22 protein-coding genes are annotated in these 21,720 nt (G+C 71.2%); 11 read left to right on the forward strand and 11 right to left on the reverse strand.

The features are described from left to right. Positions 1–7 precede the first annotated feature (7 nt). On the forward strand, positions 8–1,321 hold the full coding sequence (locus ACIOC0_RS01525) for an RICIN domain-containing protein (protein ID WP_402153132.1): 1,314 nt from the start codon (positions 8–10) through the stop codon (positions 1,319–1,321). A gap of 410 nt (positions 1,322–1,731) precedes the next feature. Here ACIOC0_RS01525 and ACIOC0_RS01530 read toward each other — a convergent pair whose 3' ends face one another. From ACIOC0_RS01530 to ACIOC0_RS01545, 4 genes are read right to left on the reverse strand one after another with little or no spacing between them, the layout of a single operon-like run. Then, positions 1,732–2,613 (reverse strand): metal ABC transporter permease, encoded by an 882-nt coding sequence (locus ACIOC0_RS01530; protein WP_402150943.1) that lies wholly within the window; start codon positions 2,611–2,613, stop codon positions 1,732–1,734. After that, a complete protein-coding gene (locus ACIOC0_RS01535; RefSeq protein WP_402150946.1) occupies positions 2,610–3,494 on the reverse strand; it encodes a metal ABC transporter ATP-binding protein in 885 nt (294 codons plus the stop codon). Before ACIOC0_RS01535 ends, ACIOC0_RS01530 begins: the two co-directional genes overlap by 4 nt. An 11-nt stretch (positions 3,495–3,505) precedes the next feature. Further along, a complete protein-coding gene (locus ACIOC0_RS01540) occupies positions 3,506–4,447 on the reverse strand; it encodes a metal ABC transporter solute-binding protein, Zn/Mn family (RefSeq protein WP_402150949.1) in 942 nt (313 codons plus the stop codon). A gap of 56 nt (positions 4,448–4,503) precedes the next feature. Then, complete coding sequence (locus tag ACIOC0_RS01545; RefSeq protein WP_402150952.1) at positions 4,504–4,971, reverse strand: Fur family transcriptional regulator; 468 nt, start codon at positions 4,969–4,971, stop codon at positions 4,504–4,506. A gap of 61 nt (positions 4,972–5,032) precedes the next feature. On the opposite strand from ACIOC0_RS01545, the gene ACIOC0_RS01550 reads away from it, so the two are divergent. Next, entirely contained in the window at positions 5,033–5,164 is a 132-nt protein-coding gene (locus ACIOC0_RS01550; protein ID WP_402150955.1) for a hypothetical protein, read from the forward strand. An 11-nt stretch (positions 5,165–5,175) separates the two neighbouring features. Here the strand turns inward: ACIOC0_RS01550 and ACIOC0_RS01555 are convergent, their stop codons facing one another. Together ACIOC0_RS01555 and ACIOC0_RS01560 are read right to left on the reverse strand one after the other, a co-directional pair. Continuing rightward, positions 5,176–5,568 carry an SCO5389 family protein gene (locus tag ACIOC0_RS01555; protein WP_402150958.1) on the reverse strand — a complete coding sequence of 131 codons (393 nt, stop codon included), beginning with the start codon at positions 5,566–5,568 and terminating at the stop codon, positions 5,176–5,178. Between the two features lie 58 nt (positions 5,569–5,626). Continuing rightward, positions 5,627–6,586 (reverse strand): ATP-binding protein, encoded by a 960-nt coding sequence (locus ACIOC0_RS01560; RefSeq protein WP_402150960.1) that lies wholly within the window; start codon positions 6,584–6,586, stop codon positions 5,627–5,629. A 164-nt stretch (positions 6,587–6,750) separates the two neighbouring features. On the opposite strand from ACIOC0_RS01560, the gene ACIOC0_RS01565 reads away from it, so the two are divergent. Beyond that, positions 6,751–7,131, forward strand: a complete 381-nt coding sequence (locus tag ACIOC0_RS01565; RefSeq protein WP_402150963.1) for a hypothetical protein — start codon at positions 6,751–6,753, stop codon at positions 7,129–7,131. A 256-nt stretch (positions 7,132–7,387) separates the two neighbouring features. Here ACIOC0_RS01565 and ACIOC0_RS01570 read toward each other — a convergent pair whose 3' ends face one another. The 3 genes from ACIOC0_RS01570 to rpmF form a co-directional block, all read right to left on the reverse strand. Further along, positions 7,388–8,209 carry a class I SAM-dependent methyltransferase gene (locus ACIOC0_RS01570; protein ID WP_402150966.1) on the reverse strand — a complete coding sequence of 274 codons (822 nt, stop codon included), beginning with the start codon at positions 8,207–8,209 and terminating at the stop codon, positions 7,388–7,390. Between the two features lie 75 nt (positions 8,210–8,284). Next, the gene (locus ACIOC0_RS01575) at positions 8,285–9,466 is read right to left on the reverse strand and encodes a GTP-binding protein (protein ID WP_402150969.1); all 1,182 of its coding nucleotides are present in this window, start codon (positions 9,464–9,466) and stop codon (positions 8,285–8,287) included. 6 nt (positions 9,467–9,472) lie between these two features. Further along, positions 9,473–9,643 carry a 50S ribosomal protein L32 gene (gene rpmF / locus ACIOC0_RS01580; protein ID WP_402150972.1) on the reverse strand — a complete coding sequence of 57 codons (171 nt, stop codon included), beginning with the start codon at positions 9,641–9,643 and terminating at the stop codon, positions 9,473–9,475. A 176-nt stretch (positions 9,644–9,819) separates the two neighbouring features. Here rpmF and ACIOC0_RS01585 point away from each other — a divergent pair, with 176 nt between their 5' ends. From ACIOC0_RS01585 to ACIOC0_RS01600, 4 genes are read left to right on the forward strand one after another with little or no spacing between them, the layout of a single operon-like run. Beyond that, positions 9,820–10,755, forward strand: a complete 936-nt coding sequence (locus tag ACIOC0_RS01585) for a metal ABC transporter solute-binding protein, Zn/Mn family (RefSeq protein ID WP_402150974.1) — start codon at positions 9,820–9,822, stop codon at positions 10,753–10,755. Then, positions 10,752–11,630, forward strand: a complete 879-nt coding sequence (locus tag ACIOC0_RS01590) for a metal ABC transporter ATP-binding protein (protein WP_402150977.1) — start codon at positions 10,752–10,754, stop codon at positions 11,628–11,630. The genes ACIOC0_RS01585 and ACIOC0_RS01590 overlap by 4 nt, the downstream gene beginning before the upstream one ends. Then, a complete protein-coding gene (locus ACIOC0_RS01595; RefSeq protein ID WP_402150980.1) occupies positions 11,627–12,523 on the forward strand; it encodes a metal ABC transporter permease in 897 nt (298 codons plus the stop codon). The genes ACIOC0_RS01590 and ACIOC0_RS01595 overlap by 4 nt, the downstream gene beginning before the upstream one ends. Further along, positions 12,520–13,356, forward strand: a complete 837-nt coding sequence (locus ACIOC0_RS01600; protein ID WP_402150983.1) for a metal ABC transporter permease — start codon at positions 12,520–12,522, stop codon at positions 13,354–13,356. Before ACIOC0_RS01595 ends, ACIOC0_RS01600 begins: the two co-directional genes overlap by 4 nt. 452 nt (positions 13,357–13,808) lie before the next feature. Here ACIOC0_RS01600 and ACIOC0_RS01605 read toward each other — a convergent pair whose 3' ends face one another. Next, the gene (locus ACIOC0_RS01605; RefSeq protein ID WP_402150986.1) at positions 13,809–14,246 is read right to left on the reverse strand and encodes a hypothetical protein; all 438 of its coding nucleotides are present in this window, start codon (positions 14,244–14,246) and stop codon (positions 13,809–13,811) included. A gap of 101 nt (positions 14,247–14,347) precedes the next feature. On the opposite strand from ACIOC0_RS01605, the gene ACIOC0_RS01610 reads away from it, so the two are divergent. Genes ACIOC0_RS01610 through ACIOC0_RS01625 form a run of 4 tightly spaced genes read left to right on the forward strand, consistent with a single transcriptional unit; the run spans position 14,348 to position 20,086 of the window. Beyond that, entirely contained in the window at positions 14,348–15,919 is a 1,572-nt protein-coding gene (locus tag ACIOC0_RS01610) for an ABC transporter substrate-binding protein (RefSeq protein WP_402150988.1), read from the forward strand. Further along, the gene (locus ACIOC0_RS01615) at positions 15,916–16,881 is read left to right on the forward strand and encodes an ABC transporter permease (RefSeq protein ID WP_402150990.1); all 966 of its coding nucleotides are present in this window, start codon (positions 15,916–15,918) and stop codon (positions 16,879–16,881) included. The genes ACIOC0_RS01610 and ACIOC0_RS01615 overlap by 4 nt, the downstream gene beginning before the upstream one ends. After that, a complete protein-coding gene (locus ACIOC0_RS01620; RefSeq protein WP_402150992.1) occupies positions 16,878–19,340 on the forward strand; it encodes an ATP-binding cassette domain-containing protein in 2,463 nt (820 codons plus the stop codon). Before ACIOC0_RS01615 ends, ACIOC0_RS01620 begins: the two co-directional genes overlap by 4 nt. After that, positions 19,337–20,086, forward strand: coding sequence for a thioesterase II family protein (locus ACIOC0_RS01625; RefSeq protein WP_402150994.1), 750 nt, complete (start codon positions 19,337–19,339; stop codon positions 20,084–20,086). The genes ACIOC0_RS01620 and ACIOC0_RS01625 overlap by 4 nt, the downstream gene beginning before the upstream one ends. On the opposite strand, the gene ACIOC0_RS01630 is transcribed toward ACIOC0_RS01625, so the two are convergent. After that, on the reverse strand, positions 20,073–21,695 hold the full coding sequence (locus ACIOC0_RS01630; protein ID WP_402150997.1) for an MFS transporter: 1,623 nt from the start codon (positions 21,693–21,695) through the stop codon (positions 20,073–20,075). The two genes, ACIOC0_RS01625 and ACIOC0_RS01630, sit on opposite strands and share 14 nt — an antisense overlap. Positions 21,696–21,720: the final 25 nt, after the last annotated feature.

A 21,720-nucleotide genomic window follows, 5' to 3' on the forward strand; every position in this document is an offset into this window, starting at 1 on the left:
GCTCTTGATGTCCCTCGTGGCCGCGCTGCTTCTCGTCCTGGCGGCCGCGGGCACGTCGTTCAGCAGCGGCCTCGGCGCACCCACGTCGGTGACGAGGACCGCCGCGGCCAGCACCGGCTGTGGCAAGCCCCCGGCGCTGACCAGTGGAAACCACACGATCCAGAGCGGCGGCCAGAACCGCAGTTACATCCTGCGGGTCCCCGCCGGCTACGACAGCAACCGCCCCTACCGGCTGATCTTCGGCTTCCACTGGCGGGGCGGCACCGCGAACGACGTCGACTCGGGCGGAACGGACGGGTACAACTGGTCCTACTACGGCCTCAGGCGCCTGGCGGACAACGCGAACAACGGCACGATCTTCGTCGCGCCCCAGGGCAACGGCAACGGCTGGGCCAACCCCGGCGGCCAGGACCTGGCCTTCGTCGACGCCCTGGTCAACCAGATCGAAGCCGGCCTGTGCGTCGACACCACCCAGTTGTTCGCCGGGGGCTTCAGCTACGGCGGCGGGATGTCGTACGCCCTCGCCTGCTCCCGGGCCACGGTCTTCCGCGCGGTCGCGGTCTACTCCGGCGCCAACCTCAGCGGGTGCAACGGCGGCACGCAGCCCATCGCCTACATGGGTCTGCACGGCATCAGGGACAACGTGCTGCCCATCTCACTGGGACGGGAACTGCGCGACACCTTCGTCCGTAACAACGGCTGCACCCGGCAGAACCCGCCCGAGCCCCGTCAGGGAAGCCTGACACACATCATCACCACGTACTCCGGGTGCCGGTCCGGATACCCGGTCGTCTGGGCCGCGTTCGACGGCGGCCATGACCCCGGTCCCGTGGAGGGCTCCACCGGCAGCGGCTGGCGCACCTGGACGTCGGCGGCGGTGTGGCAGTTCTTCACACAGTTCGGCTCGAACACGCCGACGCCGCCAGAGCCCTCCGGCAACCAGAAGATCGTCGGTCAGCAGTCCGGGCGCTGCCTCGACATCAACAACCTCACTACGACCAACGGCACGCAGGCACAACTGTGGGACTGCAACGGCGGTACCAACCAACGGTGGACCTACAGCACCGGAAAGCAGCTGGTGGTCTACGGCAACAAGTGCCTCGGCGTGGGCCAGGCGGCGGGCAACGGCACGCCGGCGGCGATCTGGGACTGCAACGGTCAGGCGGACCAGCAGTGGAACATCAGCCCCGACGGCACGATCACCGCGGCGCAGTCGGGGCTCTGCCTGGACGCCAGCGGTCAGGGGACCGCCAACGGGACGAAGATCCAGCTGTGGAGTTGTTCGGGCGGCGCGAACCAGCACTGGCGCCTGGAGAACTGACCCACCGGGGCCAGGCACGGCATCCTACGGGCCTGGCCCCCACAGACGGACGGGGCGCAACCGCAGCTCCGGGCCGGGTACGCCTCGGGCAGCGCCCTGCGGCTGGCCGGCATCGGCGGCTCAGGGCGAGTTACGGCACCCGGCCCGCTGAACGGCGACCGGTAGGGCGGCGTGCGGTGACCGCGATCCGTCCGGCGCCCATCCCGCCGCCATTCGTCCGCGCCCTCCGTTCTCACATCGAGCGATGCGGCTTGGCGCAGGACGGCCGGCTGTTCCGGCTGCGATACCTGTGGGAGGCATCGGGAGGCGCCTCGCAAACCAGGCCCGATGTCGACCGCCCTGAGAGTGAGGCGCCTGACGGGCGAAGGACCAGCTCAGGCGCCGGAGGCGGACGCACGTCCCACCCACGCTCAGGCGGGTTGTGGGGCCGTCCTCCTGGCGCCCCACCGGCGGGTGCGGTAGCTGCCCGCCAGCCGGCAGACGGCGTAGATGGTGAACGAGATCGTCGTGACGTAGGGGCTGATGGGGATGGAGCTGCCCAGGGCCAGCAGGATGCCGCCCTCGATCGAAGCCACGGCGAAGAGCACGCTCAGCAGGGGGAGGAGCACCGGAGAGGCGGTGAGGCGGGCGGCGGCCGCGGCCGGGGTGACGACGAGGGTGAGGACCAGGAGCGCCCCGACGACCTGGACCGACAGTGCGACCGCGAGCCCGAGCACGATCATGAAGGCGAAGGACAGGCCGCGCACCGGTACGCCGCGGGCCTCGGCGACGTCGGGGTCGGCGCTGGCGAAGGTCAGCGGCCGCCACATCACCGCCAGCGCGACGAGCACGACCGCCGACGTGCCCAGCAGCCACGCCGTCTGCGGGGTGTCCACCGCGACGATCTGCCCGGTGAGCAGGCCGAACTTGTTCGCCGCCCGGCCCTTGTAGAGGGCCAGGAAAAGCACCCCGAGGCCCAGGCCGAACGGCATGAGGATGCCGATGGCCGAGTTGCGATCGCGGGCCCGCGCGCCCAGGACGCCGATCGCGCCGGCCGCGACGAGCGAGCCGACGATCGAGCCTGCCACCACGTTCGTCTCCAGCAGCAGCGCGGCCGAGGCCCCCGCGAAGGACAGCTCACTGATGCCGTGCACCGCGAAGGGCAGGTCCCGCATGATGACGAAGACCCCGGCCAGGCCGCCGATCAGGCCGAGCGCGACGCCCGCGATGAGGGAGTTGCGGACCAGGGCGAGGAGCTCGCCGTAGTTGTCGTAGCTGAAGATCTGCTGCCAGATCCCGTCGGCGAGTGTCATGGGCGGATTCCGTCGGTCTTGTGGAGTTCCTCGGTGTGGTGAGGCTGGACGGCCGGCTCGTCCGGGGCTCCGACGACCACGATCCGGCCGTGCACCCGGACGACGTCGACATGCGTGCCGTAGAGCCGGGACAGCGACTCGGAGGTCAGGACCTCCTCGGGCGGGCCGACGCGGTGGGCGCCCGGTGCCAGATAGAGCACGCGGTCCACCAGGTCGAGCACAGGGTTGATCTCGTGGGTCACGAAGACCACCGCCGTGTCGTGGGAGCGGCGCCGGGCGTCGATCAGTTCGGTGACGGCCCGCTGGTGGTTCAGGTCGAGGGAGAGCAGCGGTTCGTCGCACAGCAGGATGCGGGGGTCCGTGGCGAGGGCCTGTCCGATGCGGACGCGCTGGCGTTCACCGCCGGACAGCAGGCCGAGGGGGACGTCGGCATAGGCGGTGGCCCCGACCGCCTCCAGGATCTCGTCCACCCGGCTGCGGACGGCGCGGGTACGCGGCCGTAGGCCGAAACGGTGACCGTCGATCCCGAAGCGCACCAGGTCGCGGGCCCGCAGCATGGCGTGCGCGGAGAGCGTCGCCTGCTGGGGCACGTAGCCGAGGTGCCGACTCGCCTCTCGGGGCGAGTGACCCATGACCGTCAGCGTGCCGGCGGACAGCTGCTGCCGGCCCAGCAGGGCCTTCACCAGGCTGGTCTTGCCCGACCCGTTCGGACCGAGCACGGCCAGGAACTCCCCTGGCCGTACCTCCAGGTCGACTCCCCGCCATACGGTGCGCGCGCCGTAGGACAGCGCGGCACCGCGCAGGCTGATCACCGGCGCGGCGCCGGCGCCGCCCCTCTCGGTGCGGGGCCCGTCCGCACGGGCCCGTGGTACGGGGGCCATGACCGGATGCCTCACTTGTTCAGGGCCGCGGCGAGCGCGTCGACGTTCGACGTCATCCAGCCGAGGTAGTCCTTGCCCTTGGGCAGGGTCTCGGTGACGGGCACGACGGGGATGCCGGCCGCCTTGGCGGCGTCCTCGACCTTCTCGGTCTGCGGTCCGGAGGTCTGCGCGTTGTACACGAGCGCCTTGACCTGCTTGCCGCTGTACAGCGCGAGCGTCTCCTGGAGGATCTTCGGGGAGACGTCGTCGCCCTCCTCGATGGCCTCGCTGAACTCCTCGGGCGTCTTGTTGACCAGGCCGCTCGCCTCGGTCATGTACAGCGGCACGGGCTCGGTGATGCCGATGGCCTCGCCGCCGTGCTGCTTCTTGATGTCCGCTTCCTTGGTCTCCAGCGGTTTCAGCTTCGCCTTGAAAGTCTCGGCGTTATTGGTGAAGGTCGCGGCGCTCGCGGGGTCGGCCTTGCCGAGGGCCGCGGCGATACGGTCGGCGATCTTGGCGACGCCGGGGAAGTCGTACCAGACGTGCTCGTTGAGTTCACCGCCCTCGGGGGCGGTCCTGCCGGAGACCTTGACGGCGTTGATGACCTCGGCGGAGGAGTTGTCGCTGCTCTTCAGCATCCTGTCGACGAAGTCGTCGTAGCCGCCGCCGTTCTCTATGACGACCTTCGCCTTGGACAGGGCCAACTGGTTCTGGGTGTTGGCCTCGTAGGAGTGCGGGTCCTGGTCGGGGTCGCTGATGATCGACGTGATGCCGACCTTGTCGCCGCCGATCTGCTTGACGATGTCGCCGTAGACGTTCGTGGAGGCGACCACCGGAACAACGGAGTCGGAAGCCGGGCTCGCCGAGGCGCCCCCGCCGTTTCCGGAGTCCGACGAGCTGCCGCAGCCTGCCAGCAGGGCCAGACCGGCACCGGATATCAGGGCCGCCAGGCGACGGGACGGGGACGCGGGCATGGATCCTCCACGACAGATGGGGCGATGTCACCGCCAACGCTAGGTGGAAACGAATGTCAAGACCAGCTTTCAGTCTGATCATTATGAAAATCGTTGCCAAGCGTTGACCTCTCCTGGCACTGGTCGCAGATGCCGGTGAGTTCCACGGTGTGCTCGACCTGGGCGAATCCGGTGCCTGTGGCCACGTCGTCCGCCCATCGCTCGACGACCTCCGCGTCCACGGCCCGGCTCAGGCCGCAGTGACGGCAGACCAGATAGTGCCGGTGTCCGTCGGCGGGTCGCGGGCGATAGAGGCGCTCGCCTGCCTTTTCTCGTACGACGTCGACGTGTCCGTCCCGCTCCAGCGTCCGGAGGGTCCGGTAGACCGTGGTGAGCCCGACGGCTGTTCCTCCGGCCGTCAGTGCTTCGTGCAACTCCCGGGCGGAGATGAAGCCGGGGGAGTCGTGCAGTACGCGCAGCACGGCGTACCGCTGCCGGGTCAAACGCCAGTCCGGCAGCCGCTCCCCGGTCGACGAGCCGTGCACGGCGCACCTCCCACGATGCTGGGGCCGATTTGTCGTGCCAGGTTAGTTGAACATGATTTCCATGACTACTGTCAAACTCGCCCCGCCGGGCCGCAGGCGGCAACTGACCGCTGTCCGTGCCATGCATGGCCCGGTCCCGCGCGAGGGCGCCGCTGTCGCGGCGGCGGCGCCGCCCGGCGAGGTGAGGGCGTGAGGTATCCGGTCTCAGCAGTCGCGGAACTCCGGTGACTGGTTGAGGATCTGTGACCGCAGTGAGGTGAAGCGGGTGTGGGTCTCGCCGCCGCGTGCCTCGGGGTGGAAGACCGCGACGCGGTGGCAGTTCTGGAAGGCCAGCGCCACCCCGAAGTGCCGTTCCAGGCTGCCGCGGATGGCGTCGCTGGACAGCGCACGCAGCAGCTGGCCGCGTTCCCTCTCGGAGGGCGGAGGGGTCCGGTTGTCGGCGAACTCCCCGGTGCCGGAACGCAGTTCGGTGACCAGACGGGCGACCAGGTCGTAGGCGTAGGGCAGGGAGGTGCGGACCGTTTCCACGAAGTCCTGCTCTCGCACCTCGCCGTTCTCGGCTTCGGCGAGCAGCTGCGGGGAGACGTCGAGTGACATGGAGGTCTTTCCTGTTCTGTGGTGTTGTTCTTGGGGCGGGCGGGCGGGCGGGGCGGGCTCAGGCGAGCGCGCCGAGAGCCTGGGGTCCGTGCTGGAAGTCGGGGTCGACCTGGGTGGCGAGGTCCTGGCCGGTGGCCTCGTCGGCCCAGGCGGTGGCGTTGCGCAGGTGGAACTCGACGGCATGCTGCTGGAATACGGCCCAGTCCTTGGGGCGGGCGTCCACGGCCGCGCGGAGCCGATCCAGCGTGCGCATGTTGTGCGCCTCCAACTCGCCGTGTTCGCGGCCCTGTTCCTGGGCGCGGACGTAGGAGGACTGCACGCAGTGGGCGATCAGGTCGTCGCCGACGTGGGTGCGGAGGAAGTCGAGGTCGTCCTCGCCGGTGACCTTGTTGCCTACGACCGCGACGGGGATGCCGAACTCGGCGGCGTGGTCGCGGTACTGGCGGTAGACGGAGACGCTCTTTCGGGTCGGTTCGGCGACCAGGAACGTCATGTCGAAGCGGGTGAACAGGCCGGAGGCGAAGGCGTCGGCGCCGGCGGTCATGTCGACGACGACGTACTCGCCCGCCTCGTCGACCAGGTGGTTGAGGTAGAGCTCGACCGCGCCCAGCTTGGAGTGGTAACAGGCCACTCCGAGGTCGCTCTCGTCGAAGGCGCCGGTGACCATCAGCGGGACGCCGGCCACTTCCTGCACGTGAGAGGAGTGGACCTCGTCGTCGCCCAGCAGCCGCAGCAGACGGGAGCCGCGGCCCGGCGGGGTCGTCTTGACCATGGCGTCACGGGACGGGATCCGCGGGTTGCAGCCCCGCAGGTAGTCCTTGATCTCCCCGGTCCGCGCGCTGAGCGGCGGTGCGGTGAACAACTCGTCCTCGTCGAGGCCGAGCGCGTAGGCCAGGTGCTGGTTGATGTCGCCGTCGATCGCGACGACCGGCGCGCCCGAGCGCGCGAGGTGACGGGAGAACAGGGCGGACAGGGTGGTCTTGCCGCTGCCGCCCTTGCCCACGAAGGCAACGCGCATCGCTAGCGACCCCTATTGGAAATGGATGTCATGAGCATAGGCTGATGGGTGCACGGAACCGGTGTCAAATCACTCGCGCCTCAACTTCCTTGCCTACCAGGCGAGTTGGGGTTCTCGTGGCGCAAACAGGGGGTCTCTTTGACCATCGCGAAGGAGAGGCGGAGATGAGTGACGCCGTACGCGACCCTCGGGCCCGTCCGTTCACGCTCGTCGTCTGCGGGGCCTGTGACGCTGCCCTTGCCGGACGGGTGAGGGGGGCGTTGCGCCGGGTGGTCCGGGGCTGCCCGCACGCCGTCATGGTCTCCACGGGCTGCCTGGAGAAGGTGCTGCACTGCCGGAGCGGGCGCGGTCTGTACGCCGCCGTGCAGCCGTGCGCGGCCGACCGCAGGCCCACCGGTGCCGTTGTGCGCCTGGGTCCACTCGTCACCGAGGCCGACGCCGAGGAGGTCGGGAGCTGGCTGCGGGCCGGAATGCCCGACGACGGCACGCTGCCCGACCGGCTCCGCGCGGCCCCCGCTCCAGGGCGGGTGGCCCACCTCAACTGACGGGCAGTCCCTGGGCATGCCGGATGGCGTCCAGCACGACGGGGGCGACGTGCCCGTCGGTAACGGCGTACGGCGCCGTGGTGCCCTCGGGGCCGTCGCTGGCGAGGCGCCCGGCGCTGACCGACCGCCGGGCGCCTGTCGGGCGCGGCCCTCCTCAGCGATACCGAGCCGGCGGGGCGGGAGGGCTGGACGTCCCTCCCGCCCCTTCTCAGCGGTCAGCGGCCCGGAATCGCCCTGACCGCCGGCCGACTGATACTCAAGGCAGCTGAACGAGGTTGAGCCGGTACTCCTCGACCTGTGGCAGCCGCTGCTCGGCTAGGCCGGCCAGCATCTCCCGGTACGCGGCGGGCAGCTCGTCGTACATCCGGGGTGGGAGAGCGCTGAGCCTCTGGGACGCGAGGATCCGGGCTCCCGGTCGCCACATGGTGAGTTCGGCCGGATCCGCGCAGGTCCACTGCATCCGGGCCTCGACCTTGCTCAGCGCGTCGTGCTGGTCCTGGGTGTCGATGATGCCGGGGCCGGCGGTGTCCAGGGCCAGCAGCGAACCGGGGAAGCGTCCGGCGATCAGGTCGACGACGTGGCGGACCTGTGCCTCGCTCAGGAACGGCAGCACGGCCTCGGCGGAGAAGAAATACGGGCCCGGGGATTTCACCGCGTCGGTCCATGCCTCGTCCGTCACCGACGCGGCGATCATCGTCCGGCGCGGGCTGTCGGTGAAGAAGGTCCGGCGCAGGTCGATCACGTCGGGCAGGTCGAGGTCGAACCAGTGTGCCTGGCCGTTGTCGAGGCGTTCGTGGCGGGTGTTGAGTCCGACCCCGATCTCCACCACGCTTCCGGTCGGGTGGGACGTGAGGAAGTCCGCGACCCACCGGTCGAACAGGCTGGTGCGCAATACCGTGCCGATCAGGCTGGGCAGGTTGTCGAAGCGCGCGAAGTCGTAGTCGATCGACGCGACGATGTCCTCAGCCCGGGGGTCGCGCAGCGCTGGTTGCGGTTTGCGGTTCTCCACCGCGCGGCCGTACAGCGGGATGAGGAGTGTCTCCTGGACCTTACCCAGGTGCACGCCGCGTTCTGTCATGGTGGGCCTCCCTCGCTCGGGGTGTACCGGGCCGGGCGGAGCCGTGGCTGCGAACCTCCGCCCGGTCCGGAGTCCTCAGACCTGTGCCATCGGCACCGGCGTCTGCTCCATGTGCTCGTGCTCGCAGGTGTCATCGATGCCGTACGCGTCCCACGCGGGGAACGGATCGCCCGACACGGTCTCGCCGTCCGCCATGAGGCAGTCGGTGAGGGCGGATCGGAGTGCCTCGGAGTGCAGGTGCGTGCCGATGAAGACGAGTTCCTGGCCGCCGGGGCTGTCGTCGTCGCGTGCGGCGGAGGGCTCGAAGCGGGCGACGGAGCCCGCCTGCGACCACAGGCCCGTCACGTGCGGGCGGCTGGCGAGCGTGAAGAAGCCCTTCGAGCGCAGGATCTGCCCGTACGCGCCGCTGTCGAGCTCCTTGGTCACGAACGACCACAACCGGTCGGGTTGGAAGGGGAGTTCGGAGCGGAAGACGGTGGAGGAGATGCCGTACTCCTCCGTCTCCGGGACGTGGTCGCCGTTGAGTTCCATGACCCAGCCGGGTGCTTGTTGGGCGCGTTCCAGGTCGAACAGCCGGGTGCCGAGGACGTCCCGGACAGCGATCCGGCCGTGGACGGCGGGGACGATCCGGGCGACGGGGTTGAGGCGGGTGAGCGTCGCCCGCAGCCGGTCGGCGGTGTCGGCGTCCACCAGGTCGAGCTTGTTGAGGACGATGACGTCGGCGAACTCGATCTGGTCCATCAGCAGGTCGCTGACGGTGCGTTCGTCGTCCTCGTACTGGTCGAGGCCGCGCTCGACGAGTTCGTCGCCGCCCGCCAGCTCGGGCAGGAAGTTCGCGGCGTCGACGACCGTGACCATGGTGTCGAGGCGGGCCAGGTCGTCCAGGGTGGCGCCGTCGTCGCGGGCGAAGGCGAAGGTGGCGGCCACGGGCATGGGCTCGGAGATGCCGGACGACTCGATGAGGAGATAGTCGAAGCGGCCCTCGCGGGCCAGCCGGTCGACCTCCTCCAGCAGGTCGTCGCGCAGGGTGCAGCAGATGCAGCCGTTGGTCATCTCGACCAGGCGTTCCTCCGTGCGCGAGAGGGCCGCCTCGCCGCCGCGCACGAGGGCGGCGTCGATGTTGACCTCGCTCATGTCGTTGACGATGACCGCGACGCGCAGGCCCTCACGGTTGCCGAGGACGTGGTTGAGCAGGGTCGTCTTGCCCGCGCCGAGGAACCCGGACAGGACGGTGACGGGCAGTCGCTCGTAGTCCATCGCCGGTCAGCCCTCCGGATGCAGCAGCCCGCGCTCGTACGCCTTGGCCAGCCGTCGGGGGACGAGGTAGGTGGAGCCGTCGACCGTGATCGGCACGAGTTGCGGCGTGGCGGCCTTCCACTGGGCGCGGCGGTGGCGGGTGTTGCTGCGGGACATCTTCCGCTTGGGAACGGCCATGAGGGTCTCCTCGGTCGGTGGGCGCCACGTACGCTACATGAAAATGGGATCCATTACTAAGTGGTAGGTCAAGGGGTCGGCGGCGGTTCGCGGGGGAGAGTGAGCCGTGGAATGGTTTTGAAAATCATATTCATCTACCCTGTGTGGCGTCCCGCCCACAGAAGGAGATCCCCGCCATGCGCCCCGCCCTGATCCGCCGCACCCACTCCGCACTCGCGGTCACCCTGTTGGGACTTGGCGCGAGCGCCTGCTCGACGGCGGCCTCCTCGGACTCCGCCACGTCTTCGGACGGGCCGATCCAGGTGGTGGCCGCGGAGAACTTCTGGGGCAGCATCGCCCAGCAGCTCGGCGGCAGCCAGGTGAAGGTCACCAGCGTCATCAACAACCCCAACGCCGACCCGCACGACTACGAACCGACCGCCGCCGACGGCCGGAGCGTCGCCACCGCCCGCTACGCCATCGTCAACGGCATCGGCTACGACGCCTGGGCCGACAAGCTGCTGGCCGCCAACCCGAACAGCGACCGTGCGGAACTCGAGGTCGGAGACGTCGTCGGACTCAAGCCCGGTGACAACCCCCACCGCTGGTACTCCCCGGACGACGTCGACAAGGTCATCGAGAAGATCACCGCCGACTACAAGAAGATCGACCCCGGCCACGCCGCGTACTTCGACTCCCGCAAGAAGGCGTTCGAGGACAAGACCCTCGCCCCGTACAACGAGCTGATATCCGGCATCACGAAGACCTACGCGGGCACGCCGATCGGGGCCTCGGAGTCCATCGTCGGCCCGCTCGCCGACAACCTCGGCCTGAAGATGCTCACCCCCGAGTCCTTCCTCGAAGCCGTCAATGACGGCACCGACCCGACGGCCAAGGACAAGGCCGCCATCGACCGGCAGATCGCCGACAAGAGGATCAAGATCTACGTCTACAACAGCCAGAACTCCACCCCTGACGTGCAGGCTCAGGTCAACGAGGCCAAGGCGCGGGGCATCCCGGTGGTCACGGTGACCGAGACGCTCACCCCGGCCGGCGCCTCCTTCCAGGAGTGGCAGGTACGGCAGCTGCGCGAGCTGAACAGCGCGCTGGCCGAGGCGACGGGCCGGCGATGAGCTTCGACACCGTACGCCGCCGGGTCCCCGCGCCTCGGGCGGAATGCTCCGTGCCGCCGGTGATCCGCATGCGGGACGTCGCTGCCAGGGTCGACGGGCGGCCCTTGTGGTCGGGGGTGGAACTCGACGTCCACGCCGCGGAGTTCGTGGCGGTCCTGGGGCCGAACGGGGCGGGCAAGTCGACCCTGGTGAAGATGCTGCTCGGGATGCTCCCGCCCGCCGCCGGCGAGATCCGGGTGTTGGGCGAGGCGCCCGGCCGCACCGGCGACCGCGTGGGCTGTCTCCCGCAGCGCCGGCACTTCGACGCATCCCTGCGGATCCGCGGGACCGACGTCGTACGACTCGGTCTGGACGGCCACCGGTGGGGCGTGCCTCTGCCGCTGCCCGCCCGCTTCAGCACCCGCCGCCGCACGGAACGCCGACGCGTCGCCGAGGCCGTCGAGCTGGTGGGGGCGAGCGGGTACGCGCACCGTCCGATCGGGGCGTGCTCGGGCGGTGAGCAGCAGAGGCTGTTGATCGCCCAGGCCCTCGTACGAGAGCCGGAGCTGCTGTTGCTCGACGAGCCGCTGGACAGCCTGGATCTGTCCCACCAGGGTGCGGTTGCCGCGTTGCTCGGACGGATCTGCCGGGAGCGGCGGATCAGTGTGGTGATGGTCGCGCACGATGTGAACCCGATCCTGCCGTGGCTGGACCGGGTGGTGTACATCGCCGAGGGCGGGGTCGCCGCGGGGCCGCCGGAGGAGGTCATCACCACCGAGACGCTCACGCGCCTGTACGGCGCTCCGGTGGAGGTGCTGCGGGCCCGTGACGGACGGCTGGTCGTGGTCGGCATGCCCGAACCGCCCGCCGTGCACGCCGATCGGCACGCGTTGTGAGCGGGCCGGCCGAGATCTGGGCGTATCCCTTCATGGTCAACGCCTTCCGGGCCGGCACGGTGGTGGCCGTGCTGGCGGCGGTCATGGGGTGGTTCATGGTGCTGCGGCGGCAGAGCTTCGCCGGGCACAGCCTCGCCATGGTCAGCTTTCCGGGCGCCGCCGGCGCCACGCTGCTCGGCATCAGCGCGACCTTCGGCTACTTCGCGTTCTGCGTGGGTGCGGCCCTGGTCATCGCCGTCCTGCCGCGGTCCGGCCGTGATGGCCAGGACGGCCAGGGCGCGGCGCTCACCGGCACCGTCCAAGCCTTCCTGCTGGCCTGTGGCTATCTCTTCGTCGCTCTGTACAGAGGTTTCCTCGGCGGGATCAACTCCCTGCTGTTCGGGAGCTTCTTGGGCATCACCGACGCCCAGGTCGTGACGCTCGCGGTGGTCGCCGTGGTCGGGCTGGGGGTGCTGGCGCTGATCGGGCGGCCGCTGCTGTTCGCGTCGGTCGACCCGGATGCCGCCGCCGGACGAGGCGTGCCGGTACGGGCCTTGTCGGCCGCCTTCCTGGTTCTGCTGGGTCTGGCGACGGCGGGCGCGTCGCAGATCACCGGCAGCCTGCTCGTCTTCGCGCTACTGGTGCTGCCGGCCGCGACCGCCCAGCAGCTCACAGCACGGCCGGTGTTGAGCCTGACCGTCTCTGTGTTCCTTGCGCTCGTGGTGATCTGGGGCGGGCTGGTGGCCGCGTACCACTCGCCGTATCCGATCGGGTTCTTCGTGACGACCTTCGCCTTCGCCGTCCATGTCGCCGCCCGGCTGGTCCGGACGGTCCGGGGCGCGTGGCCGGCTTGGGCTGTGAGGTTCAGTGGTACGCGGCTCGCCCGGACCGTGACCGTCAGGGGCACCCGATGAGCGCCTTCGACCATCCCTTCTTCGTGCACGCGCTGCTGGCGGGCACAGCCATCGCGCTCGCCGCCGGTCTCGTGGGCTACTTCCTGGTGCTGCGGGCCCAGGTGTTCACCGGCGACGCGCTCAGCCATGTGGCGTTCACCGGCGCGTTGGCCGCCCTCGCGGCGGGAGTGGATCTGCGGCTCGGGCTGTTCGCAGCCACCATCGGGGTGGCCGTGCTCATTGGAGTAATGGGCCGCCGGGGGCGGGCCGACGACGTGACCATCGGCAGCGTCCTCTCATGGCTGCTGGGCCTGGGGGCCTTCTTTCTCACTCTCTACACGACCTCCCGCGGCGCCGGCCACGGCACGGCGGGGGTGAGCGTGCTGTTCGGATCGATCTTCGGCCTGTCGGGCGGTCAGGCGGGTGTCGCGGTGCTGGTGGCCGCCGGTATCTGCGCGGCCGTGCTGCTGATGGCCCGACCGCTGCTGTTCGCCTCGCTGGACGAGGCGGTCGCGGCGGCGCGCGGGGTGCCTGTACGGGTCCTGGGCATCGCCTTCCTGGTCCTGGTCGGCGCGTGTGCCGCCGAGGCCACCCAGGCCGTCGGCTCGCTGCTGCTCCTCGGCCTGCTCGCCGCACCCGCCGGCACCGCGCACCGGGTCACCCCACGTCCGTTCCGCGCCCTGCTGTTGTCGGCCGGGCTCGCGGTCGTAGAGATGTGGACCGGCCTCGCCCTCGGCTACGCCGTGCCGTCCCTGCCGCCCAGCTTCGCGATCCTCGCCGTGGCCACCGCTGTCCACGCGGGTGTGCTCGCCCTCGGGCGACCGCGTCCGCATGGGGCTGTCGCGGTGACCTGAGGTCAGCCGGGTCGTGGATGGACCCTGTCCGTCGCCGGGGGTGCCTCCCATGCCCTCAAGGCAGTGGGGGAGCACCGGCCGGAGGATCGCCGTCGAGGAACTCGACGGGCTCCGGGCCGGGTACGGCTGCGACACGACCAGCGGGGCACGCTCTCCTCCCGGCCCTTCCACCAGCTCGGACTGAGGCCGCCGAGGGGAGATGCGACCCGTGACCGTCCTGTCGTAGGGGGCGGTGGGGAGCGCGAGCAGGCGTGGAACGGAGCCGTACAAGCTCGGCCGTTCACGGCCGAGAAGGTGACAGGCTCCTTCGCGCGGTGGCCCGCAGGTCGTCCTCGGAAATCTGTCCGGCGGGGCGGTGCTGAGTCCAGCGGCGGGACTCGCCGTCCATGGGCAGGACGGCGACGACCGTCTTCAGCGGCGGGAGCCCGGCTCGGTGCAGGCTGGTTCCCGGATCACGACCGCGGTGTCCTCGTCGAGGCCGAGCAACGTGCGCACGGTCTCCCTCGGCTCGCGCGGACTCGGCCCAGGTCGTCCCGGGCGGACTCCCAGTGGCACGGCGGGGGTTCTCCTTCGTCCGGGGCGGGTCGGCAGCCGGCGCAGATGCCGGCGAGTTCGACGGTGTGCTCCACCGTGGTGAAGCCGGCGTCGGCGGCGATCCGTCCGGCCCACCGCTCGACGACCTCCGAGTCGACCGGCCGACTGGGGCAGCGGCTGCGGCAGATCAGGTGGTGGCGGTGGCCGTCGTCGGGGCGCCGACGACGGAGCCGCTCGCCCGCCTCGTCGCGTACGACGTCGACACCGCTGGACCGTCCAGGCGGTCGCTGGTAGGCGCGACCATTGCGGGCGACGTCGTCGGGGCGGTCGTCCCCGGCGGGCCCGAAATGTGCCAAGCTGACCTCGTGATACTTATTGAAAATCGTTTTCGTTTCCTGTTAGCTTGCGCTCGACGGCTTGACGCACTGGCTGTCCGGTTCGAGGGAAGGGAACGACGGTGGGGGAACGGCATATTGCGCGCAGGACGGTGCTGCGGGGGGTCGGCGGTTCCGTGGCCGCGGCCGCGGCCACGGGTCTGGTGACCGCCTGCGGTGGTGACGGCGGTGGCGCGACGCCGGCGGCGGACGACGGAAAGCCCCGGCACGGCGGGCGGCTGCGGGCGGCCTTCACGGGGTCCAGCGCGGAATCGGCGAGCGTCCTCCAGGCGACCTCGACGCCCGTCGACTACGTGCGGGCGCGGATCGTCTGGGACACGATCGGCGAGATCGAGAACAGCAAGCCGGTATGGCGGGTCGCCGAGTCCGTCGAGCCCAACGACGACGCGACGGTGTGGACGGTGCGCGTCCGGGACGGCATCACCTTCAGCGACGGCAAGGCCCTCACCGCCGACGACGTGCTGTTCACCCTGCGCACCTTCGCCACGCAGCCCACCACCCAGAGCGCCTTCCTGGCCGGACTCGACACCAAGGCGTCCAAGGCCCGCGACAAGCGCACGGTCGAACTGCACCTGAAGGGCGCGGACGGCTTCTTCGACCTCGCGCTCGCCCAGTCGATGTTCGTGTTCCCGGACGGTACGAAGGACTTCGCGAAGGCGCCGGGTTCCGGGCCCTTCGTGCTCAAGACATGGTCCCGGGGGAAGAGCGGTCTGCTCACGGCCCGCAAGGACTACTGGGGGAGCGGCGGACCGTATCTCGACGAGATCGAGCTGCTGTCCGTCACCGAGGCCGGGGCGCGCCTGAACGGGCTCAAGGCCGGGCAGTTCGACTACGCGGGCGCCCTGTCCCTGCCCACCACCCGGGCCGAGGCGAACAACTCCCGCCTGCGCATCACCACCGCTCCGCGCGAGCTCTGGGGCGAACTGGCCTTCTCCATGAACCTCTCCACGGACCCCTTCACCCAGGCCGAGGCCGTCCAGGCGGTCAGGTACGCGATCGACCGCGAGGCCATGGTCCGCACCGTCACCCTGGGCAAGGGGGAGGCCGCCGACGACGCGATGGGCCGTCACCAGGCCTGGTACGACAGCTCCTTGCCGCGTGTCCCGCACGACCCCGACCGCGCGCGGCGGCTGATGTCCTCCGGGAGTCTCAAGGGCACGAAACTGTCCATCCGGACCAGCAACTACGAGTACGGGCCCCTGGAAGCCGCCACCGCCTTCGTCGAGCAGGGGCGGGCGGCCGGGCTGAAGGTCGCCGTGGACAAGGTGCCGCCCGCCGACTTCTACACCGACATGAAATCCCTGCTGGGCGCGCCGCTGAAGACCAGCTTCTACCACCCGCTTCCGCTGCCGCTCGCCCTGAGTTCGTACTACGGGCCGCAGGCGTCCTACCCCTTCACCGGCCCGTCCGACGACACCCTGAACGGGCTGATGAGCGCCATGCGCGCCGCAGTCGGCGAGGACAGGCGCACCGGCGCCGTGCACGACGTTCAGCAGTACCTGTACAAGCACGGCGGCGACGCGGTGTTCGTGAGGGTCCCCACGGTGGCGGGCGCGACGCCGGCCGTGCGCGGGGTGCAGGCATACGGTTTCTTCGACTATCCGTCGCTGCGTGACGCCTACCTCGCCTCGTGACCGGCACACCGGGCGTCGCGTGGTGGCTGCGGCGGGCCGGCATCGCTGCCGTCACCCTGCTCACGGCCTCCGTGCTGGTCTTCGGCGCGACCCTGCTCGCGCCGGGCGACGCGGCCGCGGCCCGGCTCGCCGGGCAGGGCGCCAGTCCGCGGCAGATCGCCGGACTGCGGCACAGCCTGGGCCTGGACCGGCCCGCCTGGGAGCGCTACGGCAGCTGGCTGTGGGGCGCGCTCCACGGTGACCTCGGCCGCTCGTACGCCACCGGGGAGACCGTCTCCGGGCTGATCGCCGAACGGGCGGGGAACTCCCTGGCGCTGGGCGCGGTGGCGGCGGTCCTGCTGGTGCCGTCGGCCGTGGGGCTGGGGCTGTGGGCGGGGCTGCGTGCCGGGCGGTCCGCGGACCGGGTGGTGTCCACGGCCACGCTGGCGCTGGTCAGCCTCCCCGAGTTCGTCATCGGGACCGTGCTCATCCAGATCTTCGCCGTCGGGACCGGGTGGCTGCCCGCGGTGTCCTTGCCGCCCGCCGGCGAGGGGCCGTTGTCCCAGCCGCAGATCCTGGTGCTGCCCGTGCTCACGCTGCTGTCGGTCTGCCTGGCCCAAAACGTGCGCCTGATCCGGGCCGGGGTGACGGAGGCGGTGGGTTCGGACGCGGTGCGGGCGGCCCGGCTCGGCGGGGTGCCCGAACACCGTGTGGTGCTGCGGTGGGTGCTGCCGGCGGCGGTCGTCCCGGCCGTCCCGGTGCTCGCCCGCTATCTGGCGTACCTGCTCGGCGGGACGCTCGTCGCCGAGACCCTCTTCGGATATCCGGGGCTCGCCGCAGCTCTGGTGAACGCCACGGCCGCCCGGGACGCCCCCGTCGTCCTCGGCGTCAGCATGCTCGTAGCCGCCGTGACCGTGACTCTGAACCTGCTGGCGGACGCTGTCGCTGCCGCCCTCAACCCGGCGACGAGGAGGCCGAGTTGAACCGTCTGGTGCGCCGCATGGCGGCCGCCCGGTTGTCCCGCCGGGCGGGCGCGGTGGCAGCGGGCGTGGTCCTGGCCACCGTCGTGCTGCTGGCGCTCATCGGGCCCTGGCTCGCCCCCCACACGCCGGGTGCCGTCCTGGACATGCCGTACGCGCCGCGCAGCGGGCATGCGCCCCTGGGCACTGATCACCTCGGCTCCGACGTGCTCAGCCGCTTCCTGACGGGCGGGCGCGCGCTGGTGCTGCTCGCTGTGGGCGCCCTTGCCGTCGCGTACGTCCTGGGAGCCGGTCTGGGCATGGTCGCGGCGCTGCGGGGCGGGCTCGTGGACGCCGGCGTGCTGCGCCTGGTGGACGTGTTGCTGAGCCTGCCCTCCTTCCTGCTGCTCAGCGTGGTCGTGGTGGCCGTGGGGCGGGGCGCCGGCGGGGTGGCGGTCGCCACCGCCGTCGTCCTCTTCCCCGAGATCGTGCGGGTGGTGCGGGCGGCGACGCTCCAGGCCCTCCAGCACGACTACGTCGAGGCCGCCGTCGCGCGCGGTGAGACGACCGGCCATGTCCTCGCCCGCGAGGTGCTGCCCAACCTGGCGCCGGTGCTCGCCGCCGACGCCGGAGTGCGGTTCGTGGGCGCGGCGTTCACGGTCGCCACCGCCGGGTTCCTCGGCTACGGGGCCCAACCGCCCGCCGCCGACTGGGGGTTGATGATCCTCGAGAACCGCGACGGCCTCGCGCTGCAGCCCCTGGCCGTGATCGTGCCCGCCACCGGGATCCTGGTCCTGCTGCTGAGCGCCAACCTCCTGGTCGACGCGGTGCTTCCGACGGCTCGTGTCCACCGGCCAGGTTCCGTCGGTGGTACGGCCGTGGACATCGACGCCGGCGACGCGGCGCTTCGCATCAGAGACCTCACCGTCGAGGCCGACGGGATGCGAGTCCTCGACGGCATCGAACTCGACGTCCCCCGCGGCCGCGTCCTCGCCCTGGTCGGCCCCTCTGGATCCGGCAAGACGACCCTGGCACTCGCCGCCTTCGGCGAACTGCGCCCCGGGCTCGCGGCGACATCCGGCACGGTGCATCTGGCCGGGACGTCCGTGTTCGGGCTGCGCCCCCGGCAGCTGCGGCAGCTGCGTGCCCGGCATGCCGCGTACGTCCCCCAGGACCCGCGCACCTCGCTGGCGCCGACCCTGCGGGTGGGCGACCACATCGGGGAGTTCCTGCGGGCCCGCGGCGTGCCGCGCGCCGAGCGGCAGGACCGTGTGCGGATGGCTCTGCGCAGCGCCCGGCTCCCGGACGACGACGCCTTCCTGCGCCGCCGCCCGCACCAGCTCTCCGGCGGGCAGCGGCAACGCGTGGCCCTGGCCGCCGCCCTCGCTCACAGCCCCGACCTGCTGGTTCTCGACGAACCCACCAGCGCCCTCGATCCGGTGACGGCCGCCGGGCTCCTGGCCGACCTCGGGCGGATCCGTGAGCAGGGCGGACCGGCCGTCGTACTGATCGCCCACGACCTGACGCATGTGGCGGCGGTGGCCGACGACGTGGTGGTCCTGGAGCGGGGTCGAGTGGTGGAACAGGGGCCGGTGGAGGCGGTGTTGGCGCGGCCGGCGAGTGAACCGGCCCGGCGCCTGGTCGTCGCCGCACGTGCTGCCATGGCGCCCCGGCCTGTGGGCGGTCGAGCGGAGGGCCCGACCGTCCTGTCCGTACGCGACCTGAGTGCCGACCGCGGCCGACGGAACGTGCTCAGCGGTGTCGATCTGACTGTCGCCGAAAGCGGCTGCCTGTCGGTGGTGGGCCCCTCGGGCGGTGGGAAGACGACGCTGCTGCGCTGTCTCGCCGGGCTGCACCCCGACTGGGCCGGCGAACTCCGGCTGGACGGGCGGAACGTGGAGCACGGTGTGCGCGGGCGGACCCGCGACGACCTGCGCCTGCTCCAACTCGTGCCGCAGGACCCGTACGACTCCCTCAACCCGCGCCACACCGTGGAGCGGATCGTCTCCCGGCCGCTGCACCTGCACCGGCCCGAACTCGACGCAGATGCGCGCCGGGCCGAGGTGCACCGGCTCCTTGAGCGGGTCGGCCTGGACGCGGCCCACGCCGCCGTGCGGCCCGAACGGCTTTCCGGGGGACAACGTCAACGCGTCGCACTGGCCCGGGCTTTGGCAGCCGAACCGCGGGTGCTGCTGTGCGACGAGGCGACCAGTGCGCTGGACGCACCCACGGCGGCCACGGTGCTGGCGCTCCTCGACGAGCTGCGACGGGACCTCGGGCTCGCGCTGGTGGTCGTCACGCACGACATGACGGTTCCCGTACGGCTGGGCGGGGATCTCGCGGTCCTCGTCGATGGCGCGATCCGCGAGGCGGGGCCCGTCGAACGCGTCGTCGCCGCGCCCTTGGACCCTGTGACCGTGCAACTGCTCAGCGCCGTACCTCAGTTGCCGAGTTCGACGACCTACGAAAGGACGGGTCCGTGAACCGTCTCGAAAGCGCTTGGCTGCGCCGCCCCCGTCCGCAGCGGCACCCGGCGGTGCGGTTGCTGTGCCTGCCGCACGCCGGCGGGTCGACCGCGTTGTACCGCTCCTGGAAAAACCTGCTGCCACCGGAGGTCGAGCCGGTGTTGGTCTGTCCGCCGGGACGGGAGGACCGCATGGATGAACCGCTGCCCGAGGAGCTGCCTGAGCTGGTGGCGGGGCTCGCCCGGGCGGTGGAGCCGCTGCTCGACCGGCCGTGGGCGGTGTTCGGGCACAGTATGGGCGCCACGGTCGCGCACGAGCTCGTCCTGCGGCTGCTGAGAGGACGCCACCGGGCGCCGGAGCACCTCTTCGTCTCCGCGCGCGAGGCACCGCAGCACCACCGCGGCGGCACCGTGCACCTCCTGGACGACGACGCCCTGGCCGCCGAGCTGATACGGCTCGGCGGGACCTCCCCCGAGCTGCTCGCGATGGCCGAGGTACGCGGACTGGTACTGCCCGCGGTCCGAGGGGACTACCGGCTCATCGAGACGTACGCGGCGGATCCGCAGGGTCCGGTGCCGTGCCCGCTGACCGCGCTGATCGGCGAGGCGGACACCGAGCTGACCGCCGAGGAGGCAGCGGGCTGGGAGAAGTGGACCACCGGCCCCTTCCAGCTGCTGACCTTCCCCGGCGGCCACTTCTACCTCTCCGACCGGCCGCAGGCGGTGGTCGATGCCGTACGCCGCCGCCTGCTCATTCCTGCGTGACAGGGGTCTCGTAGGTGTCCTTGTCACGGACCAGCACCAGGCTCGCCGCAGCCGCCACCAGGGCCGCGATCCCCGCGATCAGGAAGATCTGCGAGAGCGCCTCGGTGTAGGCGCTGCGGGCCAGGGAGAGCACCGGGCCGCGGGCCGTCCCCGGCACGGCCGCGGCGACCGCGTCGAACTGACCCGCCGTGACCAGGCGGCGCAGCTGCCCGCCGGCCGAGTCGGGAACAGCGTGCTCACCCAGGGCACCCGCGGACATGACGTCGTTCACCTTGCTCGTCAGGACGACGCCGAAGACGGCCACGCCGGTGGCGGTGCCGAGCGGGAAGAAGCTGTTGGCCGCGCCCGAGGCGGTGCCGGCGCGCGAGGGCGGGACCACGTTCACGGCCAGCGACAGCAGATGCGGCAGCGTCAGACCGGCGCCGACACCGATCAGGACCAGCATGGGAAGCAGCGCCGTCCAGTCGTCGTCCGGCGAGATGCCCACGGTCAGCAGTACTCCGGTCCCGACCGCCGCCATACCGAGGGCCAGCACGCGCGACACCGGTACCACCTTGGTCAGCAGCCCGCTCAGCGGTGCGCCGATGATGATCGCGACCGACTGGGCGAGCAGCACCAGGCCGACCTCGATCGGGGTGAGGTGCAGCATCCCGCCGAGCCACAGGGTGATGAAGGGCAGCATGCCGAAGCTGAAGATCCGGGCGGCGAAGCTGAGCAGCAGCGCACCGGCGAAGGTGGGGATCGTGAACAGCCGCAGGTCCAGCATCGCGCGCTCGCCGAGCCGCCACTGCACGGCGACGAACGCCACGGCCAGCAGAGCTCCCGTGATCAGCGAGGCCAGTACGTCCGCCTGCGACCAGCTGTCCTCCGAGCCGGCCAGCAGGCCGTAGTTGAGCAGGAAGAGGGCCAGCACCGCCAGAATCGCTCCGGCGTAGTCGATCTGCCGCGAGCCGCCGGTGCCGCCGCCCTCGGGGACCTTGCGCACGGTGCCGTAGATGATCAGGAGCCCGAGCGGCACGTTGACGGCGAAGAGCCAGGGCCAGCTCAGCCACTCCACGATGGATCCGCCGACCAGCGGGCCCAGCGCCGCCGACACGGCGCCTCCGGCGGTGAACAGGCCGATGGCCGTCGTGCGCGCCCGCGCCGGAGCTCCCTCGAAGACGCCGGATATCAGGGCGAGCGACGTACCGAGAACCATGGCCCCACCCGCTCCCTGAACGGCCCGTGCCGCGATCAGCACGCCGGCGTTCGGGGCCAGCGCGCAGGCCGCCGAGGCGAGGGTGAAGACCGCGACGCCGGCGAGGAAGATGCGCCGGCGGCCGATGAGGTCCGACACGGATCCCGCAGTGAGCAGCAGTGCCGCGAAGCTCAGGGTGTAGGCGTTGACGATCCACTGGAGGCTGTCCAGCGACGCACCCAGGTCGGCGCCGATCTCGGGCATCGCCACGTTGACGACGGTGATGTCGAGCGTCATCAGTGCGGCCGCCAGCGCCGTCACGGCGGTCGTCCAGTGCCGAGCGCTGCGGACGTCCGGTGGCGTCTCCTCCTGGTGTTCGATCTTCAACTCCGGTGCACTGCCTCCCTGTTGGGTGGCTTCGGCTTCAGCCATGGCCTTCCTCTCCAGTTGTCCGTGC

It is taken from the genome of Streptomyces sp. NPDC088254, from assembly GCF_044740925.1.
Classification (GTDB): Bacteria; Actinomycetota; Actinomycetes; order Streptomycetales; family Streptomycetaceae; genus Streptomyces.